The 17,674-nt window shown below is 71.0% G+C and carries 17 protein-coding genes; 9 read left to right on the top strand and 8 right to left on the bottom strand.

Annotation, left to right across the window (positions count from 1 at the left end):
• Positions 1-11 precede the first annotated feature (11 nt).
• A complete protein-coding gene (locus tag ACH41F_RS29345) occupies positions 12-485 on the top strand; it encodes a carboxymuconolactone decarboxylase family protein (protein WP_398838187.1) in 474 nt (157 codons plus the stop codon).
• Positions 486-542: 57 nt separating this feature from the next.
• On the opposite strand, the gene ACH41F_RS29340 is transcribed toward ACH41F_RS29345, so the two are convergent.
• Complete coding sequence (locus tag ACH41F_RS29340) at positions 543-1,598, bottom strand: cellulase family glycosylhydrolase (protein WP_391243061.1); 1,056 nt, start codon at positions 1,596-1,598, stop codon at positions 543-545.
• Between the two features lie 164 nt (positions 1,599-1,762).
• On the opposite strand from ACH41F_RS29340, the gene ACH41F_RS29335 reads away from it, so the two are divergent.
• From ACH41F_RS29335 to ACH41F_RS29315, 5 genes are all read left to right on the top strand, one after another.
• A complete protein-coding gene (locus tag ACH41F_RS29335; RefSeq protein ID WP_398838185.1) occupies positions 1,763-2,809 on the top strand; it encodes a LacI family DNA-binding transcriptional regulator in 1,047 nt (348 codons plus the stop codon).
• Between the two features lie 276 nt (positions 2,810-3,085).
• Positions 3,086-3,610: a hypothetical protein gene (locus ACH41F_RS29330; RefSeq protein WP_391243055.1), complete on the top strand. Its 525-nt coding sequence runs from the start codon at positions 3,086-3,088 to the stop codon at positions 3,608-3,610.
• Positions 3,611-3,684: 74 nt separating this feature from the next.
• Positions 3,685-4,527: a DUF4097 family beta strand repeat-containing protein gene (locus ACH41F_RS29325; RefSeq protein ID WP_398838183.1), complete on the top strand. Its 843-nt coding sequence runs from the start codon at positions 3,685-3,687 to the stop codon at positions 4,525-4,527.
• Positions 4,528-4,659: 132 nt separating this feature from the next.
• A complete protein-coding gene (locus ACH41F_RS29320; RefSeq protein ID WP_398838182.1) occupies positions 4,660-5,664 on the top strand; it encodes an ATP-binding cassette domain-containing protein in 1,005 nt (334 codons plus the stop codon).
• A complete protein-coding gene (locus tag ACH41F_RS29315) occupies positions 5,661-6,452 on the top strand; it encodes an ABC transporter permease (protein ID WP_391243047.1) in 792 nt (263 codons plus the stop codon). Before ACH41F_RS29320 ends, ACH41F_RS29315 begins: the two co-directional genes overlap by 4 nt.
• Before the next feature lie 101 nt (positions 6,453-6,553).
• Here ACH41F_RS29315 and ACH41F_RS29310 read toward each other — a convergent pair whose 3' ends face one another.
• The 7 genes from ACH41F_RS29310 to ACH41F_RS29280 form a co-directional block, all read right to left on the bottom strand.
• A complete protein-coding gene (locus ACH41F_RS29310) occupies positions 6,554-7,930 on the bottom strand; it encodes an alkaline phosphatase family protein (protein ID WP_398838181.1) in 1,377 nt (458 codons plus the stop codon).
• The gene (eboE, locus tag ACH41F_RS29305; RefSeq protein ID WP_398838179.1) at positions 7,927-9,111 is read right to left on the bottom strand and encodes a metabolite traffic protein EboE; all 1,185 of its coding nucleotides are present in this window, start codon (positions 9,109-9,111) and stop codon (positions 7,927-7,929) included. The genes ACH41F_RS29310 and eboE overlap by 4 nt, the downstream gene beginning before the upstream one ends.
• Before the next feature lie 7 nt (positions 9,112-9,118).
• Positions 9,119-9,973: a TatD family hydrolase gene (locus tag ACH41F_RS29300; protein ID WP_398838316.1), complete on the bottom strand. Its 855-nt coding sequence runs from the start codon at positions 9,971-9,973 to the stop codon at positions 9,119-9,121.
• The gene (locus ACH41F_RS29295) at positions 9,973-10,689 is read right to left on the bottom strand and encodes an EboA domain-containing protein (RefSeq protein WP_391243038.1); all 717 of its coding nucleotides are present in this window, start codon (positions 10,687-10,689) and stop codon (positions 9,973-9,975) included. The genes ACH41F_RS29300 and ACH41F_RS29295 overlap by 1 nt, the downstream gene beginning before the upstream one ends.
• A 53-nt stretch (positions 10,690-10,742) precedes the next feature.
• A complete protein-coding gene (locus ACH41F_RS29290; protein WP_398838177.1) occupies positions 10,743-11,627 on the bottom strand; it encodes a sugar phosphate isomerase/epimerase family protein in 885 nt (294 codons plus the stop codon).
• Entirely contained in the window at positions 11,624-12,523 is a 900-nt protein-coding gene (locus tag ACH41F_RS29285; RefSeq protein WP_391243033.1) for an SCO3242 family prenyltransferase, read from the bottom strand. The genes ACH41F_RS29290 and ACH41F_RS29285 overlap by 4 nt, the downstream gene beginning before the upstream one ends.
• 284 nt (positions 12,524-12,807) lie before the next feature.
• A complete protein-coding gene (locus ACH41F_RS29280; protein ID WP_391243030.1) occupies positions 12,808-14,985 on the bottom strand; it encodes an RICIN domain-containing protein in 2,178 nt (725 codons plus the stop codon).
• Between the two features lie 204 nt (positions 14,986-15,189).
• Here ACH41F_RS29280 and ACH41F_RS29275 point away from each other — a divergent pair, with 204 nt between their 5' ends.
• From ACH41F_RS29275 to ACH41F_RS29265, 3 genes are all read left to right on the top strand, one after another.
• Complete coding sequence (locus tag ACH41F_RS29275) at positions 15,190-15,906, top strand: ThuA domain-containing protein (RefSeq protein ID WP_391243027.1); 717 nt, start codon at positions 15,190-15,192, stop codon at positions 15,904-15,906.
• A complete protein-coding gene (locus ACH41F_RS29270; protein WP_391243024.1) occupies positions 15,876-16,976 on the top strand; it encodes a Gfo/Idh/MocA family oxidoreductase in 1,101 nt (366 codons plus the stop codon). Before ACH41F_RS29275 ends, ACH41F_RS29270 begins: the two co-directional genes overlap by 31 nt.
• Positions 16,977-17,176: 200 nt before the next feature.
• Positions 17,177-17,590, top strand: a complete 414-nt coding sequence (locus ACH41F_RS29265; RefSeq protein WP_391243021.1) for a VOC family protein — start codon at positions 17,177-17,179, stop codon at positions 17,588-17,590.
• Positions 17,591-17,674 lie beyond the last annotated feature (84 nt).

The raw sequence follows: 17,674 nt of genomic DNA, 5'->3' as shown, positions 1-17,674 counted from the left end.
AGGAGCACACCATGGAAGCCCGCCTGAACCTCTTCGAGAACCCGCTCGTCGGCAAGGTCATCCGGTACGTCAACTCGGCGGGCAAGGCGGTCTCGGACTCCACCCTCCCCCACGCCACCCAGGAACTCGTCAAGCTCCGCGCCAGCCAGATCAACGGCTGCGGCTTCTGCACCGACATGCACACCAAGGACGCCGTCGCCGCTGGCGAGAGCCACGAACGCCTCCACCTCGTCGCCGCCTGGCGCGAGGCCAAGGTCTTCACCGAGGCCGAACGCGCCGCCCTCGCCCTCGCCGAGGAAGGCACCCGCATCGCCGACGGCGCCGGCGGCGTCAGCGACGAGGTCTGGCAGAACGCCAAGAAGCACTACGACGACGACCAGCTCGCCGCCCTCGTCGCCTGCATCGCCCTCATCAACCTCTACAACCGCATCAACGTCATGATCCAGCAGCCCGCCGGCGACTACCAGCCCGGCATGTTCGGCTGACCGAACGACGGTCGGGGGTCGCGGCGCACCAGTGCCGCGGCCCCCGACCGTACGCGGTCACTTCTGGACGGGCTTGCCCCGTCCCCATGCCCAGGCGAGCCGGTCCGCGCCGGACTGGTTGGTCGTGGCGAGCCACGGCCGCGCCGGGTCGCCGACCAGGGTCTGCAGGGAGTACGTGTCGTCGGTCCGCAGCCCCGGCCAGTACACCGAGCCCATCTTCAGCTCACGGAAGGTGTCGGTGACGGCCTGGACGTAGTTGACGAAGTTGTCGTCCGGGGTCGGCACGTTGTAGTTCAGGCCGGTCGTCATCGGGGCGCCGAACTCGTCGGCGACGGTCCGGTTCGCACAGTCCCCGATGCGCACCTTCAGGTCGGCGACCCACTCGTCGTAGGTGGCGTACGACTTCCAGAAGCCGTAGTGGTGCAACGACAGGTAGGTGCCCTTCAGGCGCGGGTCGGCGCAGACCGAGGTGACGTGGTCGTTGTAGCCGGCGCCGCTGACGAAGACGCGCTTGCGCGGCACCTTCGCGTAGGTGTCGAGCCACTTCGCGGCTATGTCGGCCCACTCGGTGTCGGTGTAGCCGTGCGGCTCGTTCATCGGCTCGAAGTAGACCTTCGAGTTGTTCTTGTAGGCCTTCACCACGGTGTTCCACATCGGCCAGTACGTGGCGGTGTCGTCGATGTAGCCGTCCTTGCGCTCCCCCGTCCCCTCCCAGTAGGAGACGATGACCTTGAAGCCCTGCGCCGTCGCCGCGTCGATGACACCTCGGTACGACTTCCAGTAGGAGCCGTTGACCGTGTACGGGTTGATCGGCAGTCGCACGGTGTTGGCGCCGAGGTTCGCGCGGAACGCGGCGATGATCCGGCTGGCCTTGGTGTACGTCTGGCGGTAGGTGTCCGAGGTGGACAGACCGGAGAGCTGGAGTTCGTCGTCGGCGAAGTTGTCGCGCGGATCAGCCCAGTTGACGCCCTTGAACTGGGTGGTGTCGAGGCTCGTCGTGGCGGAGGCCGGGCTGCCCGTGAGGGTGGAGCCGGTCACGGCGGCCAGGGCGACCGCGACGAGGGCGGCCCGCGCCCGGGACCTGCGGCGGGGACTGACAGGGGTCTTGCGCATCGACCAACCTCCGGAGGGACAGCGTGTTTGCGTGAACATCAGCGATGTTTACGTAAACATCGCAGCGCCGGAATCGTGGCATCCGCCTCCGGAGCCGTCAAGGTTTCCCACACGTAACATCCGATGCGACACGCACACGACCAGGACCGGCAGAAGGAGACACCGTGGCGGAGCGGGGCGGTACCGATGTCCCCGGCGGGCGCCGCAGGCAGCGGGTGTCGATGGCCGACGTCGCCCGGCGCGCCGGGGTGTCGTCCCAGACCGTCTCCCGGGTCTCCAACGGCCATCCCGGGGTGATCAGTTCGACCCGGGAGCAGGTCCTCGCAGCGATGCGTGACCTCGGCTACCGCCCCAACAGCGCGGCCCGCGCCCTGCGGTACGGGCAGTTCAACACCATCGGCGTGATCCTCTTCAGCCTCTCCTCCACCGGCAGCAGCCGCACCCTGGAGGCGATCGCGACCCATGCCGCGGCGGAGGGCTACGCGATCACCCTGATCCCCATCGACGTGCCCACCCAGGACAACGTGCTGGGGGCCTTCACGCGCATGGGCGAGCTGGCCGTGGACGCGGTGATCGTCATCATGGAGGTCCACCTCCTGGACACCGGGACGGTCCAACTGCCGCCCGGCGTCCACGTCGTGGTGGTGGACTCCGACGCCGGCGACCGCTACAGCGTGGTCGACACCGACCAGGCCGACGGCACCCGCAAGGCCGTACGCCACCTGCTCGACCTGGGGCATCGCACCGTGTGGCACGTCACCGGCCCGCAGACGTCCTTCTCCGCGCAGCGCCGGACCCAGGCCTGGCGCACGGTGCTGACGGAGGCCGGACGGCCGGTGCCGCCGCCGCTGCACGGGGACTGGTCCGCCGAGTCGGGCCACGCGGCCGGCCTCTCGCTCGCCGAGGAGCCCGACTGCACGGCCGTGTTCGCCGCCAACGACCAGATGGCGCTGGGCCTGCTGCGCGCCTTCCACGAACGCGGCCGGGCCGTCCCCGACGACATCAGCGTGGTCGGGTTCGACGACATCCCCGAAGCGGCGTTCTTCGTGCCGCCCCTGACCACCGTCCACCAGGACTTCGCCGAGGTGGGCCGCCGGTGCGTCCACACGGTGCTCCAGCAGATCCGCACGCCGGACGGAACGCGCCCCGGCACGGATCTCGTCCCGACGACCCTGGTGGTCCGCGGCAGCACGGCGGCACCTCGCGGGTGACTCCGACGCGTTGACCTTGGCGCAACGAGCCGCCCGGGAGGCGGTGAGGGCGGGTGACACCTGCGTGGCACCGCTATAGCGCCTACTTGGCGACTCGTGGTGCCACATGTGGCCCCGCACGACACCCGCGCACTTGACTGACGGTGTCTGCGCCACGCCCGAAACCGCACCCATCGCCGCATTTCCGCAGGTCAGCGGCGTGAGCGCGAGAAGATCCACAGCGAGACGCCACCTCTTGGTTTGCGCGTGGCGCCATAGTGGTGCCATGATGGCGTCATGGACCTCACGCCGTATGTCGACACCCTCCGCCGCGAACTCGCGGTGGCCGCCGAAGCCGGTGGCGACGAAGCCCGCGAGCTGGCGGAGCGGCTCACCGCTCCCCTTGAGTCGGCGACCCGACTGACCCTGCTCAACGTGCTTTCCGCCGCGATGGACGAGATCACCCGTGAACTCGCCCCCGGCTCGGTCGACGTGCGACTGCGCGGGCTCGACCCCGACTTCGTGGTGACTCCGCCTCCCACCTACGCCAGCGGCACCGAGGAGCCGGCCCCGCCCGCCGAACCCCTCAGGACCCCGGCACCGGCGCCGGCCGACGGCGACGAGGGTGGCACCGCCCGTGTCAACCTGCGCCTGCCGGCCCATCTCAAGGCGCGCGCCGAGGAGGCCGCGAACCGCGAGGGGCTGTCGGTCAACGCGTGGCTGGTGCGCGCGGTGTCGGCCGCGGTCGACGACGGTGCCCGCGCACGGACACCGGAGAGGCCCCGGACCGTCGGACAGAGCTTCACCGGCTGGGTGCGCTGACCGCACGCCGCGCACCTCCCCCACCACGTCCCACCAGCGGGGACACCTCACGGACTCAACAGGACGGGACAGCCATGCCTTCTTTCGACACCCCCGAACCGATCCAGGCCACCGCCCGCGTGGACGCCGGCTCCCTCCAGCTCACCGCGAGCGACCGTCCGGAGACGGTCGTCGAGGTACGCCCCCGCGACCCGAAGCGGGACAAGGACGTACGGGCCGCCGAGCAGACCGAGGTCTCGTTCACCGGCGGCGTCCTGACCGTCCGCACGAAGCAGCGCCGCCTCGTCGGGACCTCCGGGGTCGTGGATGTCACGGTCGAACTGCCCACGGGCTCGCACCTCGACCTGACCGGGGAGTGGACCCAGGTGCTCGGCGTGGGCCGGCTCGGCGAGGTCCGCGTGAAGGCCTCCACCGGTGAAGTCCGCCTCGACACCACCGGCCCGGCACATCTGACCGTGTCCCACGGCTCGATCACGGTGGACCGCGTCGAGGGGGCCGCCGAGATCACCACCAGCTCCGGCAACCTGCGCGTCGGTCTCGTCGACGGCCCCGCCGTCCTGAAGAACTCGCACGGCACCACGACCGTCGGCGCCGTGACCGGAGAGCTGCGGGTCAGCGGCGCCAACGGCGGCATCGACATCGCGCGCGCCGAGTCCTCGGTCACCGGCACCAGCACGAACGGCGCCCTGCGCGTCGCCGAAGTCACGCGCGGCAACGTGCAGTTGGAGACCTCCAACGGCTCCATCGAGATCGGGATCCGCGAGGGCACCGCCGCCTGGCTCGACGTCAGCTCCAACCGCGGACAGGTCCGCAACACGCTCGCCGCGTCCGAGGCGCCGGAGCACACCGACGACACCGTCAAGGTCCACGCGCGGACAAACTGGGGCAACATCGACATCCTGCGCGCCAAGGCCTGAGCCCCGACCGCTGCCCTCACCATGACACCCCGCACGACGGCCTCCTCACCGCGGCCCCCTCACCCTTCACCCTTCACCCTTCACCCTTCATCCCTCACCCTTCGACCGGAGGGCCCCATGCCTTCATCTGTCATGTCCACATCCAGCGCGGGTGGGAGCGACTCGTCGCCCGCCGCCATCTCCGCCGTCGGGCTGCGCAAGTCCTACGGTGACAAGACCGTCCTGGACGGTATCGACCTGCGTATCCCGGTGGGATCGGTATTCGCGTTGCTCGGTGCGAACGGGGCGGGCAAGACCACCACCGTGCAGATCCTGTCCACGTTGATCTCCGCGGACGGTGGCCGGGTCGAGGTCGCCGGCCACGACCTGGCCGCCGCCCCGCAGCGGGTGCGGGCCGCGATCGGGGTCACCGGACAGTTCTCCGCCGTCGACGGGCTGATCACCGGCGAGGAGAACATGCTCCTGATGGCCGACCTGCACCACCTGCCCAAGGCCGACGGACGCCGCGTCGCGGCCGAACTACTTGACCGCTTCGACCTCACCGCGGCCGCGAAGAAGCCCGCCTCCACCTACTCCGGCGGCATGAAACGCCGCCTGGACATCGCCATGACCCTGGTCGGCAGCCCACGCGTCATCTTCCTCGACGAACCGACCACCGGACTGGACCCCCGCAGCCGCCACACCATGTGGCAGATCATCCGCGCCCTGGTCGCCGACGGCGTCACCGTCTTCCTCACCACCCAGTACCTGGAGGAGGCCGACCAACTCGCCGACCGCATCGCGGTCCTGCACCACGGCCGGATCGCCGCCGAGGGCAGCGCGGAGGAACTCAAACGGCTCGTCCCCGGCGGCCACGTCCGCCTGCGCTTCACCGATCCCCACACCTACCACCAGGCAGCCACCGCACTGCGCGAGACCACCCGCGACGACAAGGCGCTCACGCTCCACATCCCCAGCGCCGGCAGCCAGCGCGAACTGCGCGCCCTCCTCGACTGGTTGGACGCCGCCGGTGTGGAGGCGGACGAACTGACCGTGCACACCCCCGACCTGGACGACGTCTTCTTCGCCCTCACCGGCGAAACCAGCGAAGTGAACGAAGCCAACCACACCAACGAGACCCGGGAGTCCGTCCGATGAGCACCCTCGCCCTCGCCGTGCGCGACTCCTCCACCATGCTGCGCCGCAACCTCCTGCACGCCCGCCGCTACCCCTCCCTCACCCTGAACCTGCTGCTCACCCCGGTCATGCTGCTGTTGCTGTTCGTCTACCTCTTCGGCGACGCGATGAGCGCCGGCATCGCAGGCGCGGGCGCCGGCCGGGACGCCTACGTCGCCTACCTCGTCCCCGGCATCCTGCTGATGACCATCGGCTCCACCACCATCGGCACCGCCGTCTCCGTCTCCACCGACATGAGCGAAGGCATCATCGCCCGCTTCCGCACCATGGCCATCCACCGCGGCTCGGTCCTCATCGGACACGTCATCGGCAGCGTCCTGCAATGCGTGGCCAGCGTCCTGCTCGTCGCCACCGTCGCCGTCGCCATCGGCTTCCGCTCCACCGACGCCACCCCCCTGGAATGGCTCGCCGCCTTCGGCCTCCTCGTCCTGTTCGCCCTGGCCCTCACCTGGATCGCCGTCGGCATGGGGCTGGTCAGCCCCAACGCCGAAGCCGCCAGCAACAACGCCATGCCCCTGATCTTCCTCCCGCTGATCTCCAGCGCCTTCGTCCCCGTCGACAGCATGCCCGGCTGGTTCCGGCCCATCGCCGAGTACCAGCCCTTCACCCCCGCCATCGAGACCCTGCGCGGCCTCCTGCTCGGCACCGAGATCGGCCACAACGGCTGGCTCACCCTCGCCTGGTCCCTCGGTCTGGCCGCCCTCGGCTACTTCTGGGCAGCCGCCAAGTTCGACAACGAACCCAAGTAGACAGCGCACGCACCTGAGGGCACCGGCCTATCACGCGGCCGGTGCCCTCAGGTGCGTCATGCGACAGGGCACCCTTGCCCCGAAGGGGACGGCTGCCGTGGTCAGTCGGTGGTGATGTCCGAGAGGGACAGCAGGAGCTTCTTGACGTCGGTCGCGTCGATCTCGTCGCGGGCAGGCCCGGGGCGCGAGCACAGCAGTACGGGGCTGTCCTGCGGGTCCTGCGGCAGGCGGCCGTGGCTGCCGCGGACGCCGGAGGGGTCCAGGGGGACCGTCTGGATGCGGTAGCGCAGCCCGGCCTTCTTGCGGGCGACCTGGCCGATGGCGCGGGCCTTCACCCCGGACACGGTGGGGTCGTAGAGCAGCTCGGCGGGGTCGTAGCCGGGCTTGCGGTGGATCTCGACCTGGCGGGCGAAGTCGGGGGCGAGGTCGTCGTCCAGCCAGTAGTAGTACGTGAACCAGGCGTCGGGGTCGGCCACCGCGACCAGCTCGCCCGAGCGTTCGTGGTCCAGCCCGTGCGCTGCCTTGCCCTCCTCGCCCAACACCTGGTCGACGCCCGGGAGTTCACCGACGATCTTCGCCACGGCGTCGACGTCGGCGGGGTCACGGACGTAGACGTGGGCGATCTGGTGGTCCGCGACGGCGAAGGCGCGGGAGGTCCAGGGGTCGAGGTACTCCATGCCGTCCTGCGTGTGCACCTCGAGCAGCCCGGCCCGGCGCAGGGCGCGGTTGATGTCGACGGGACGGGAGGCGGGGGCGATGCCGTACTCGCTGAGGATCACCACCGTCGCGTCCTCGCGGCGGAAGTGCTCCAGCAGCGGCCGTAGGGCGTCGTCGAGGCGGCGGGCCTCGCGGGCGGACTGCGGGGAGTCCGGGCCGGAGCGCTGGGGCTCGTAGTCGAGGTGCGGTACGTACACCAGGGTGAGGTCGGGGCGGTGCTCGTCGAAGATCTGCCGGGCGGCCGCGAGGATCCACTGGCTGGAGGGCATGCCCGCGTTGGGGCCCCAGTAGGTGAACAGGGGGAACGGGCCGAGCCGGTCGGTGAGTTCGTCGTGCAGGGCGGGCGGCCGCGTGTAGCAGTCGGGTTCCTTGCGGCCGTCGGAGTAGTAGACCGGGCGCGGGGTGACGGTGAGGTCGACGTCGGCGCCCATGGCGTACCACCAGCAGACGTTGGCGACCTTGTAGTCGGGGCGGGTCCGCCGGGCGGTGTGCCAGATCTTCTCGCCGCCGACGAGGGCGTTGTGCTGGCGCCACAGCATGACCTCACCGAGGTCGCGGAAGTACCAGCCGTTGCCGACGATGCCGTGCTCGGCGGGCGGGGCTCCGGTGAGCAGGGTGGACTGCACGGAGCAGGTGACGGCGGGCAGCACGGTGTTGAGGCGGGCCTGGAAGCCCTGTTCGGCGACGGCCGAGACGGCGGGCATGTGACGGAGCATGCGAGGGGTGAGACCGACGATGTCGAGGACGACCAGTCGGGTCATGAGACGGGCTCCTTGCGTGAGTGGGAGGTCAGGCCCAGTTCCTCGAACCGGCCGCGCACCCAGGCCAGTTCGGCGGCCAGGCCCGTGACGAGGCCCTCGCGGTCCCGGGGGCGGAGGTGGGCGGGGAGGACCGACCAGGTGTAGGTCTCGACCTCGATGTGGTCGCAGAGCGCCTGCGGACCGCCGAGCAACGCATCGAGGGTCCAGGTCAGTTCGGTGGTCGTGGTGGTCAGCGGCGGCTCGGGCCGAGCGTGCAGGGGCGCGTGGAAGTGCACCCGCCAGGACGAGTCGGGGTCCAGGCCGCCCGCCAGCGCCTCCGGCAGGTCGTCCACGCCGGTGACGGTGCCGTTCGGGGCGGTGCGCGTCTGGTGCAGGAAGCGGGGCTCGGCGAACCGGGCGAGGGCGCGCCGCGCCTGCGGGTCCGTGGGGTCGTCGGCCTGGAGGGCGCTGGAGGCCTGGACCTTGACGACCGGGAGCCCGGCGGCGGCGAGGCGGCCCAGTGCCGCGAGGGGCTCCTCGAACTGCACGGCGAGGTGGCAGGTGTCCAGACAGATCCCGAGCCGCTCGGGATCCACTCCGCCGAGTTCCCGGGCCGCTTGGACGGTGTTCTCCACCACGCATCCCGGTTCGGGCTCGAATCCCACCCTGACGGTACGGCCGGTCTCCCGCTCCACCCGGGCCAGTTCCCCGGTGAGCCGGTCCAGGGCGTGCCGGGCCGTGTCCCGTGCCTCGGCCGGCCAGGGGGTGCGCCAGGCCAGCGGCAGGGTGGAGACGCTGCCGCGCCGGGCGTCGTCCGGCAGCAGTCCCGCGAGCACCCGGGCGCAGTCGACGGTGTAGCGCAGGCGGGCGGGGTCGGTCCAGTCGGGCAGGTAGACGTCCTTCTTCACCACCTCGCGGTGGAATCCGCCGTAGGGAAAGGCGTTGAGGGTGACCGTCTCCAGTCCGCGCGCGGCCAGTTCGGTGCGCAGGCGGCGCAGGGCCGCCGGGTCGGTGGTCAGCTCGGTGACGACGTCGCGGGCCAGCCACAGCCCGATGCCGAGCAGGTCCGCGTCGAGGGTCCGGCGTACGGGCTCGGTGTAGGCGGCGAGCTGGTCCACGATCCCGTCGAGGTCCTCGGCCTGGTGGACGTTGGAGCAGTAGGCGAGGTGGACCGTGGTGCCGTCGGGGTGTCGGAAGCGCACGGGGTGCTCACTCTCCGCCGCGTTTGACGGAGTTGCCCTCGAAGAGCGCCGCGGCGTCGGGCTTCACGTCCTCCAGGTCGAGACGGCCGCTCTGCCCGTAGAAGGCCGCGGGGTTGCGCCACATGACCTGGTCGACGGTGTCCGCGTCGAAGCCGGCGGCGAGCATCGCGTCGGCGGTCTTGCGGGTCTTCAGGGGGTCGCTGCGGCCCCAGTCGGCGGCCGAGTTGACGAGCATCCGCTCGGTGCCGTGCTCCTGGAGGATGCGCACCATGCGGTCCTCGGTGAGCTTGGTGTCCGGGTAGATGGAGAAGCCCATCCAGCAGCCGCTGTCCGCGACCATGCCCACGGTGAGTTCGTTGAGGTGGTCGACGAGGACGTGCTCGGGCGGGATGCCGGACTCGCGGACGACGTCGAGCGTGCGCCGGGTGCCGACGGCCTTGTCGCGGTGCGGGGTGTGGACCAGCGCGGGCAGCTCGTTCTCGACGGCGAGTTGGAGCTGGCGGGCGAGGGCCTCGTCCTCCTCGGGGGTCATGGAGTCGTAGCCGATCTCTCCGACGGCCACCACGCCGTCCTTGGCGAGGTAGCGCGGCAGGATGTCCAACACGCCCTTGCAGCGGGGGTCGTTGGCCTCCTTCGGGTTGAGGGCGACGGTGCAGCGGTGCTGGATGCCGAACTGGGCGGCGCGGTACGGCTCCCAGCCGAGGAGCGCGTCGAAGTAGTCGGTGAAGCTGTCCACGGAGGTGCGCGGCTGGCCGAGCCAGAAGGAGGGTTCCACCACCGCGCGGACGCCGGCGGCGTACATGGCCTCGTAGTCGTCGGTGGTGCGGGAGGTCATGTGGATGTGCGGGTCGAAGATGCGCATCATGCGGCTCCGTTGAAAGCGGCGAGGGCCTGGGCGGCGGCGGCTCGGCGGTCGGGTGAGGGGGAGTCGGCCTCGGCGGGCAGTCCGGAGGCCTCCAGGGTGCCGGGGTGGTCCCGCAGGATCGGCCAGACGTCGGCGGGCACGGCCCGGCCCGCGGCGACCCGCTCGTGGGCGAAGTCGGCCAGCATGCGGGCGAGTTCGCGGTCCGCGCGCTCGGTCAGCCCGGCCACCCGGTCGAGGGGGATCCCGCAGAAGACACACTTCAGTACGGCGTGGCGGTAGCCGTCCGGGTCCAGGTGGCGTGCGGCGTACGGGCCGAGGGCGGCCTCGATCAGCCCGGTGTCGTTGCCGCGCAGCGCGCTGTGCACCAGGGGCAGGCCGAGGTCGGCGAAGGTGGGGTCGGCGTCCTCCAGCAGGGCCAAGGAGCGCAGGACAGCCCGCTGTTCGGCGGCGTCCCCGTACCGGTGGAGGTCCGCGATCTCCGCGGCGAGGTCCGCCCCGCGCAGCGGCAGCGCTTGGAGCAGTCGGGCGCGGGCGGCGTCGGCGACGGTCCAGCCGGCGGCGAGCGGTCCGCGTCCGCACCGCCGGGCGACGGCCGGGAAGGCTCCCCGTACGGCGGTGGGGTCCTGTCCGACGCTGGTGACGGCTTCGGTCAGCCATTGCCTTGCGTCGGGGGTCAGTTGTCGGTCGAGCGCGGTGGCCAGGTCGAAGTCCACGGCACAGATCTCCTGTTCGGATGTGCTGCCTGCTGAGGGAGGGAGGCGCGGCCTCAGAAGGGCTCGGCGGCCTTCAGGAACTCCAGGGAGCGGCGGGCGACGTCGGGTGCGTCGAGGGACGCGCCCTGGATCTCCACCGAGACCGGTCCCGCGTACCCGGAGGCTTTGAGCGCGGCCAGGACGGGCGGGAAGTCGATCTCGCCGGCGCCGAACTCGAGGTGCTGGTGGACGCCTCGCCGCATGTCCTCGATCTGCACGTTCACCAGGTGGGGCGCCGCCAGCGCGACGCAGTCGAGCAGGCTGATCTCCTCGACGCAGTGGGCGTGTCCGATGTCGAGGGTGATGCCGAACAGGTCGTGATCACCGACTCGGCGCCGCAGTTCCAGGACCCGTTCCACGGTGTCGACGAACATGTACGGCTCGGGCTCGAAGCCCAGGGCGACGCCGTGCTCCTGGGCGATCTCCAGGACCTCCTCGCACCCCACGGCGAGCCGCTTCCAGGCCTCGTCCTCGGGGACGCCCTCGGGCGCGGGGCCGCTGCACAGATGCACGGCCGGGGCGCCCAGGTCGGCCGCGACGCGGATGGCCCGAGCCAGCAGGTCCACGCGGCGCTCGACGCCGTGGACGGACATCAGCGTGGGGTGGTGCTTGTGCCACGGGTCGAGCAGGTACGGCGACCCGGTCTCCACCATGACGGCCATCCCCAGGCGGTCCAACCGCTGCGCGAGGCGGTCGACCCGGCGGGGAAGGTCGGGGGCGTACGGGTCGAGGTGGGTGTGGTCGAGGGTCAGGCCGACCGAGTCGTAGCCCAGGTCCGCGAGGACGGTCAGGACGTCGTCCAGACGGTGGTGGGCGAATCCGTTGGTGCCGAATCCGAACCGGAGCCGCTCGACGGGCGCGGGGGTCCTGACGGGCACGCTGTCGGGTATGAGGGTCATGTCGGGGACACCTTCCGGGCGAGTCTGCGGGCCAGGGGGTGGGCGGCGGCCAGGATCCCGGCGAGGCCGGCTCCCCCGCCGCCCGCGGTGAGGGCCGCCTGGAGGGGCATCAACGACATGATCCCGGTGCCGACGGCGTCACGGACGTTGGTCGCGGACGGCTCCCGTGCCGCGCGCGCCTGGGCGCCGCCGTACGAGACGAGGTAGCCGAGCGCTCCGGCGGCGGCGCCGATCCGGGCCGCCCGGCCGCGCTTGCGTACGCCGGGAAGTGCCGCCGCGGCCAGGGCTGTTGCGGTGCTGCCGGCGAGCGTGACGGCGGGTACCTGGCGCGGGGCGCCGGAGACCTCGTGGCGGCTGAGGGTGGTGACGGTGTAGATGTGCGCGCCGGTCAGCAGGGCGGCGGGCAGTGCGGCGGCCCTGCGTCCGGGCTCGGCTCCGGCCAGGACGTTCAGAGCGCGGGCGCCCGCCATGGCGGCGGGTCCTGCGGGCGTGGACTTCAGGCCGAGGTCGTAGGCCCAGATCAGCCCGGTCAGGGGCAGCGTGACGCCGAGTGCCCGCCGTCCGCCGGTCAGGGCGGCGAGGCCGAGTCCGGCGGCGGTGAGTCCGCAGGCGGTGGCGAGCGCGGTGCGGCGGGCCACCCGCCCGGAGGGTACGGGGCGTTGGGGCCGCTCGACCGCGTCGACGGTCGCGTCCGCGTAGTCGTTGAGCGCCATTCCGGCCCAGTAGAGGGCGACGGAGGACGCCATCGTGCCGAGGACGCGGGGGCGGGGCGTCCCGGAGCTCGCGACAGCACCGGCGAGGACGTCTCCGGGGACGCTCAACGCGGCGGGCAGACGCACGAGTTGCGCCATGTCGGTCAGGCGCGGGGAGGAATTGTGATCATTTCGACCGTCCATGATCGGACCATACGCCCAAAGTGCTGTTCCCCACATGCCTTCGTACTCCAGTCTCTGCGGAGAACGTGTGCACGGAGCGTGCGGTTGCCGACTCCGCTGAGTGAACTGCTCAGGTGGCGTGGGTGCGTCGCGCGTCCGGCCCAGGTCCTGAAGGCCCGGCTCCGGTTGCACGGTCGGGCTCGTCCCGGCGGGACCTCGAGCGGGCATCGAGCGCCGGTCGAGGGCGCGGGGGGTGTCCTACGACGACCGCGGCTCAGGTCGGCCGTCGCAGGACGGGGCGCGGTCTACGGGTAGGTCACCCAGTTGGCCACGTTGGTCGAGGAGTTGGACGGGCCGCCCCGGTCGTTGATGACGTGCCGGATGGTTCCGGTGCCGCCCAGGGACACGGTCACCATGTTCTGGAAGCGCACGTTCGGGGTGTTGGGCACCTCGAAGGCGTGCTCGGCGGTGACGCTCGGGTTGACGTTGAAGTAGCAGTAGCTGCCGAGCCCGTAGGCCTGGTGGCTGGTGACGGAGTTCGCGACCTTGTAGGCGGCGTAGCCCTGGGTGGAGCCGTTCATCCAGGCGGCCTGGTTGGGCGGGTCGTAGGGCATCTCGTTCTGGTAGAAGTACGTCCGGCCGCCGTTGCCGTTCCAGATGGTCTGGTGCTTCTGGTAGTGCTCGACGAACAGGCCGTACATGGTGACGTCGTCGCCGTTGACGACGAGCCCGGTGTCGGCGGTGTTGGTGTTCCAGCCGATGCCGCTGCCGTGGTCCCCGCGCCAGATCCACATGTGGTCGCCGATGACGTCGTCGCTGTTCACGACGAGGCTGGTGGTCGCCTTGCCCACGGCGGCGCCGCCGACGCGGAAGTACACGTCGTGCAGCGAGGTGGGGTTGGCCGCGTGGTCGGCGGCGGCTCCGGACGGGCCGATCTCCACGAGGGTCTGCGAGTTGGTGGTCCCGGCGTCGAAGAGGACGCCCGCGAGCTTCACCCCGTCGACGTCGGCGACGGTCATGGCCGTGATGCCGTTGTCGGGGATGAAGGTGGCGAGGCCGAGGCCCAGGACGACCGTGTCGGGGCGGGTCACGCGCAGGGTCTGGTCGAGGTGGTAGACGCCCGGGGTGACCAGCAGGTTCTTGCCCGCGGCCAGGGCCGCGTTGAGCTGTGCGGCCGTCGCCCCCGGCTTGACGACGTAGAACTGGTCCATGCCGAGCGAGGTGCCCGCCGCGTTGCCGTTCGCCCAGCTGGTGCCGGAGGAGTTGGTGCGTGTCGACGGCACGAACACCCTGTAGGCGCCCGCCTGGTCGACGTAGAGGAAGGGCTTCTCGCGGACCGTCGGGGTCTGGTTCACCGTGGTGTAGGGCGGGTTGGGGAAGCTGTTGCCGGGGACGCCCTGACTGCCGACGAAGACCATGTTCCAGTTGGAGCCGGTCCAGCTGCCCAGCTGGGAGTTGCGGGTCAGCCACTGCTGCTGGGTGCCGGAGCGGACCTGTCCGTCGATCTTGCTGTCGGCCATGAAGCCGCCGCTGGACCAACCGCCGTCGCTAAGTTCGAGGTTGCCGCGGACGTGCATGCGCCGGTAGCCGGAGGCCTGCGAGACCGCCCAGCGGTCGGTACCGCCGGTGGGGTTGACGGAGAGGTTCTCGGCACCGCGCCAGAAGTTCTGGGTGGCGTTCTGCGGCGGGAACCAGTCGGCCTCCACATGGACGGCACCGTTGATGGTGACCGAGTCGGGCGACTGACCGAGGCCCAGCACCTGGGTGTAGAAGCCGACGTTGACGTCGTTGCTGTAGGTGCCGGGCTTGAACATGACGGCGTAGCGCTGGGAGCCGAACTGGTTCGTCTCCTGCTGCTGGAAGATCTGGTTCAACCGGCTCTGGATGGTCGCCGACGGCATCGAGGGGTCGAAGACGACGACGTTGGGGCCGAGGTCGACGTCGCCGGGCGCGGTGCTCACGGGTGCCACCTGGAAGCGCTGGGCGGCCGTGCCGTTGCAGGTGTACTGCACCAGCTGGACGCTGTCGGCCGTCGAGGCGGCGGGCACGTCGAGACACTTGCCGCTGTTGCGGTTGACGAAGTGGTAGGCGCCGCCGCCCTCGTCGACGGCCTGCCACTGCTGGTTGTTCCCGCCGCCGTACGTCCACAGGTGCACGGCCGCGTTGTCGGCCGTGGACACGTCGCTGACGTCCACGACCTGGGCCGCGTCGTTGCGGTTGTTGATGCGGACGTAACCGTCGCCGGTCGGGGTGAAGCTCCACTGCTGGGCGGTGGTGCTGTTGCAGGTGTACTGCTGCACGGCGGTGCCGTTGACGGTCGCGGCGGCGCGGGCGTCGAGGCACTTGCCGCTGCCGGCGTTCACGACGGTGGCCCAGCTCGTGGGCAGGGCGGCGGCGGCCTGGGTGGGTTGGAGGACGGTGAGCGCCGCGGCGATCCCGGCGGTGGCCAGGAGAGCCGTGGACCGGGTGGGGGGTCGGAGCATTTCTTCTCCGCTTCTGCGGGGGGTGGGAGGAGACTTAGTTCACTCCGTGATTTAAGGAATGAGATATGAACATGTCAAGAGTTTGGTGCAGACCAATCGGCCGGGAGGAAGCGAAAATTTCGCGGATCGCGGCAGCCCTTTCCCGGGCATCGGCCCCTGCCGCATAGTGAAGCCGTTGATCAACGGCCCGGCCGGAGGAACGACATGACACCCTCAGACAAGAAGGCCCTGGTGGTCCGAGGCGGATGGGAAGGACACCGGCCGGTCGAGGCGACGGAGTTGTTCGTGCCCTTCCTGCGCAGCCACGGATACGCCGTCCGCATCGAGGAGTCGACCGAGGTCTACGCCGACGCCGACGCGATGGCCGCCACCGATCTCGTCGTGCAGTGCGTGACGATGTCGCAGATCAGCCCCGAACAGCTCGCGGGGCTGAGCGCGGCGGTCGTGTCCGGCACCGGCCTGACCGGCTGGCACGGTGGCATCGCCGACTCCTTCCGCGCCTCCTCCGACTATCTCCACCTGATCGGCGGCCAGTTCGCGACCCACCCGGGCAAGGAACCCTGTGAACGCCGCGGTGACGAGAGCGACAACTTCCTCTCCCACACGGTCGAGTTCACCGAACGGGGCCGTGAACACCCCGTCACCGCGGGCATCGAGGACTTCGCGCTCACCACCGAGCAGTACTGGGTGCTCCACGACGACCTCATCGACGTCCTCGCCACCACCACCCATCCGGCCCAGCCGTGGCAGCCCTGGCGCCGCCCGGTCACCTCCCCGGCGATCTGGACCCGGCAGTGGGGCGCCGGACGCGTCGTGGTGACCACCCCCGGGCACAGCCTCGACGTCCTGGAGCACCCGGCCGTCCGAACCGTCATCGAGAGGGGCATGCTGTGGGCGACACGCACCGCATCGGCGTCATAGGGCTCGGCGTCATCTCCCGCGCCTACCTGGACACCCTGGTAGGTCATCCCGCGCTCCGCGTCACCGCGGTCGCCGACCTGGACGCCTCCCGGTCGGCCGCGGCCGCCGCCGAGTTCCCCGGCGTCCGGGCCCTGACCGTCGAGGAGTTGCTGAGCAGCCCGGACGTGGACACGGTCCTCAACCTCACCGTCCCCGCCGCGCACGCCGAGATCGCCCTCGCCGCGATCCGGCACGGCAAGCACGTGTACGGAGAGAAGCCGCTGACCGTGGAACTCGCCGACGCGCAGGCCGTGTTGGAGGCCGCGGCGGAGGCGGGTGTCGGTGTCGGCTGCGCGCCGGACACCGTCCTCGGCACCGGGGTCCAGACGGCCCGGGCGGCCGTGGAGTCGGGGAGCATCGGGCGGCCCCTGTTCGCCTCGGCCGTGATGGTCACGCCGGGACACGAACGCTGGCACCCGAACCCCGACTTCTACTACACCCCGGGAGGCGGCCCGCTGCTGGACATGGGGCCGTACTACCTCGCGTCCCTGGTCCATCTCCTGGGCCCCGTACGGGCGGTGACCGGCGCCTCCAGCCGACTGCGCACCGAGCGCGTCATCACCTCCGGCCCCCGCGCGGGCGAGCGGATCCCCGTCGAGGTCGACAGCCATGTCTCCGGAGTCCTCGAGCACGCGAACGGCGCCCTGACCACGATCACGACCAGCTTCGACGGCGTCACCACCACCGCCGCCCCCATCGAGGTCCACGGCGAGACGGGCACCCTCAGCGTGCCGGACCCCAACCACTTCGAGGGCGAGGTACGCCTCTTCCCCCTCGGCGACACCCGGTGGCACGCCCTCCCGCCGTCCGCGGGCTACGTCGACGGCGCGCGGGGCGTCGGCCTGCTGGACTTCGTCACCGCCGACGCGGACCGGAAACCGCGCGCCACCGGTGAACTCGCCCTGCACGTCCTGGAGACGATGAACACGCTGCTGCGCTCCTCGGCCGAGGGTCGGCGCATCGAGCTGACGACGTCGGCCGAACCGCCCGCCCCCGTCCCCCTGACGCCCGCGCGGGACTGGCGGAGCTGACCGGGCCCGGTCAACCGGCCAGGTGTGCGCGAGCGTGCGCGGCCAGTGGCACGAGGGGCGCGAGCGTGCGCGGCCGGCGGCACGAGGGGCGCGCCCGCGGTGGCTTCGCAGGCCCCGGCCACCCCGCCCGGAATGCCGTTGTCAGTGCCGCGCGCTAGCCTCCGGACATCTGGCTCTTTGCCCCGTTCAGGGAGGTTTTCATGGGCTCACGACTCAATCCGTACCTCAGCTTCGACGGCGACGCCCGACAGGCGATGGAGTTCTACGAGCAGGTCTTCGGCGGCACGCTCACGCTCCACACGTTCGGATCCCTCGGGCAACCGGACACCCCCGAGGCCGACAAGATCATGCACGGCATGCTGGAGACGACGAGCGGCTTCACCCTGATGGGCGCGGACACCCCGCCCGGCATGGAGCACACCCCCGGCACCAACTTCTCCGTGAGTGTCAGCGGTGACGACGACGCCGAGCTGCGCGGCTACTGGGAGAAGCTCTCGGCCGACGGAACCGTGTCCGTGCCGCTGGAGAGGCAGATGTGGGGCGATGTGTTCGGCATGTGCACGGACCGCTTCGGCATCCCGTGGATGGTCAACATCACCCAGCCGCAGGGCTGAACCCGGCCGGGACGACCCGCGGCCCCACGCCTGCGGCACGGGATCGCCGACACCCCCGGCCCATCGGCGCCAGGGCCGCGTCGG

The organism is Streptomyces sp. NPDC020489, assembly GCF_044386545.1.
Lineage (GTDB): Bacteria > Actinomycetota > Actinomycetes > Streptomycetales > Streptomycetaceae > Streptomyces.
The sequence above is the reverse complement of the archived record's forward strand: the minus strand, read 5'-3'. Positions and strand labels throughout refer to the sequence as shown.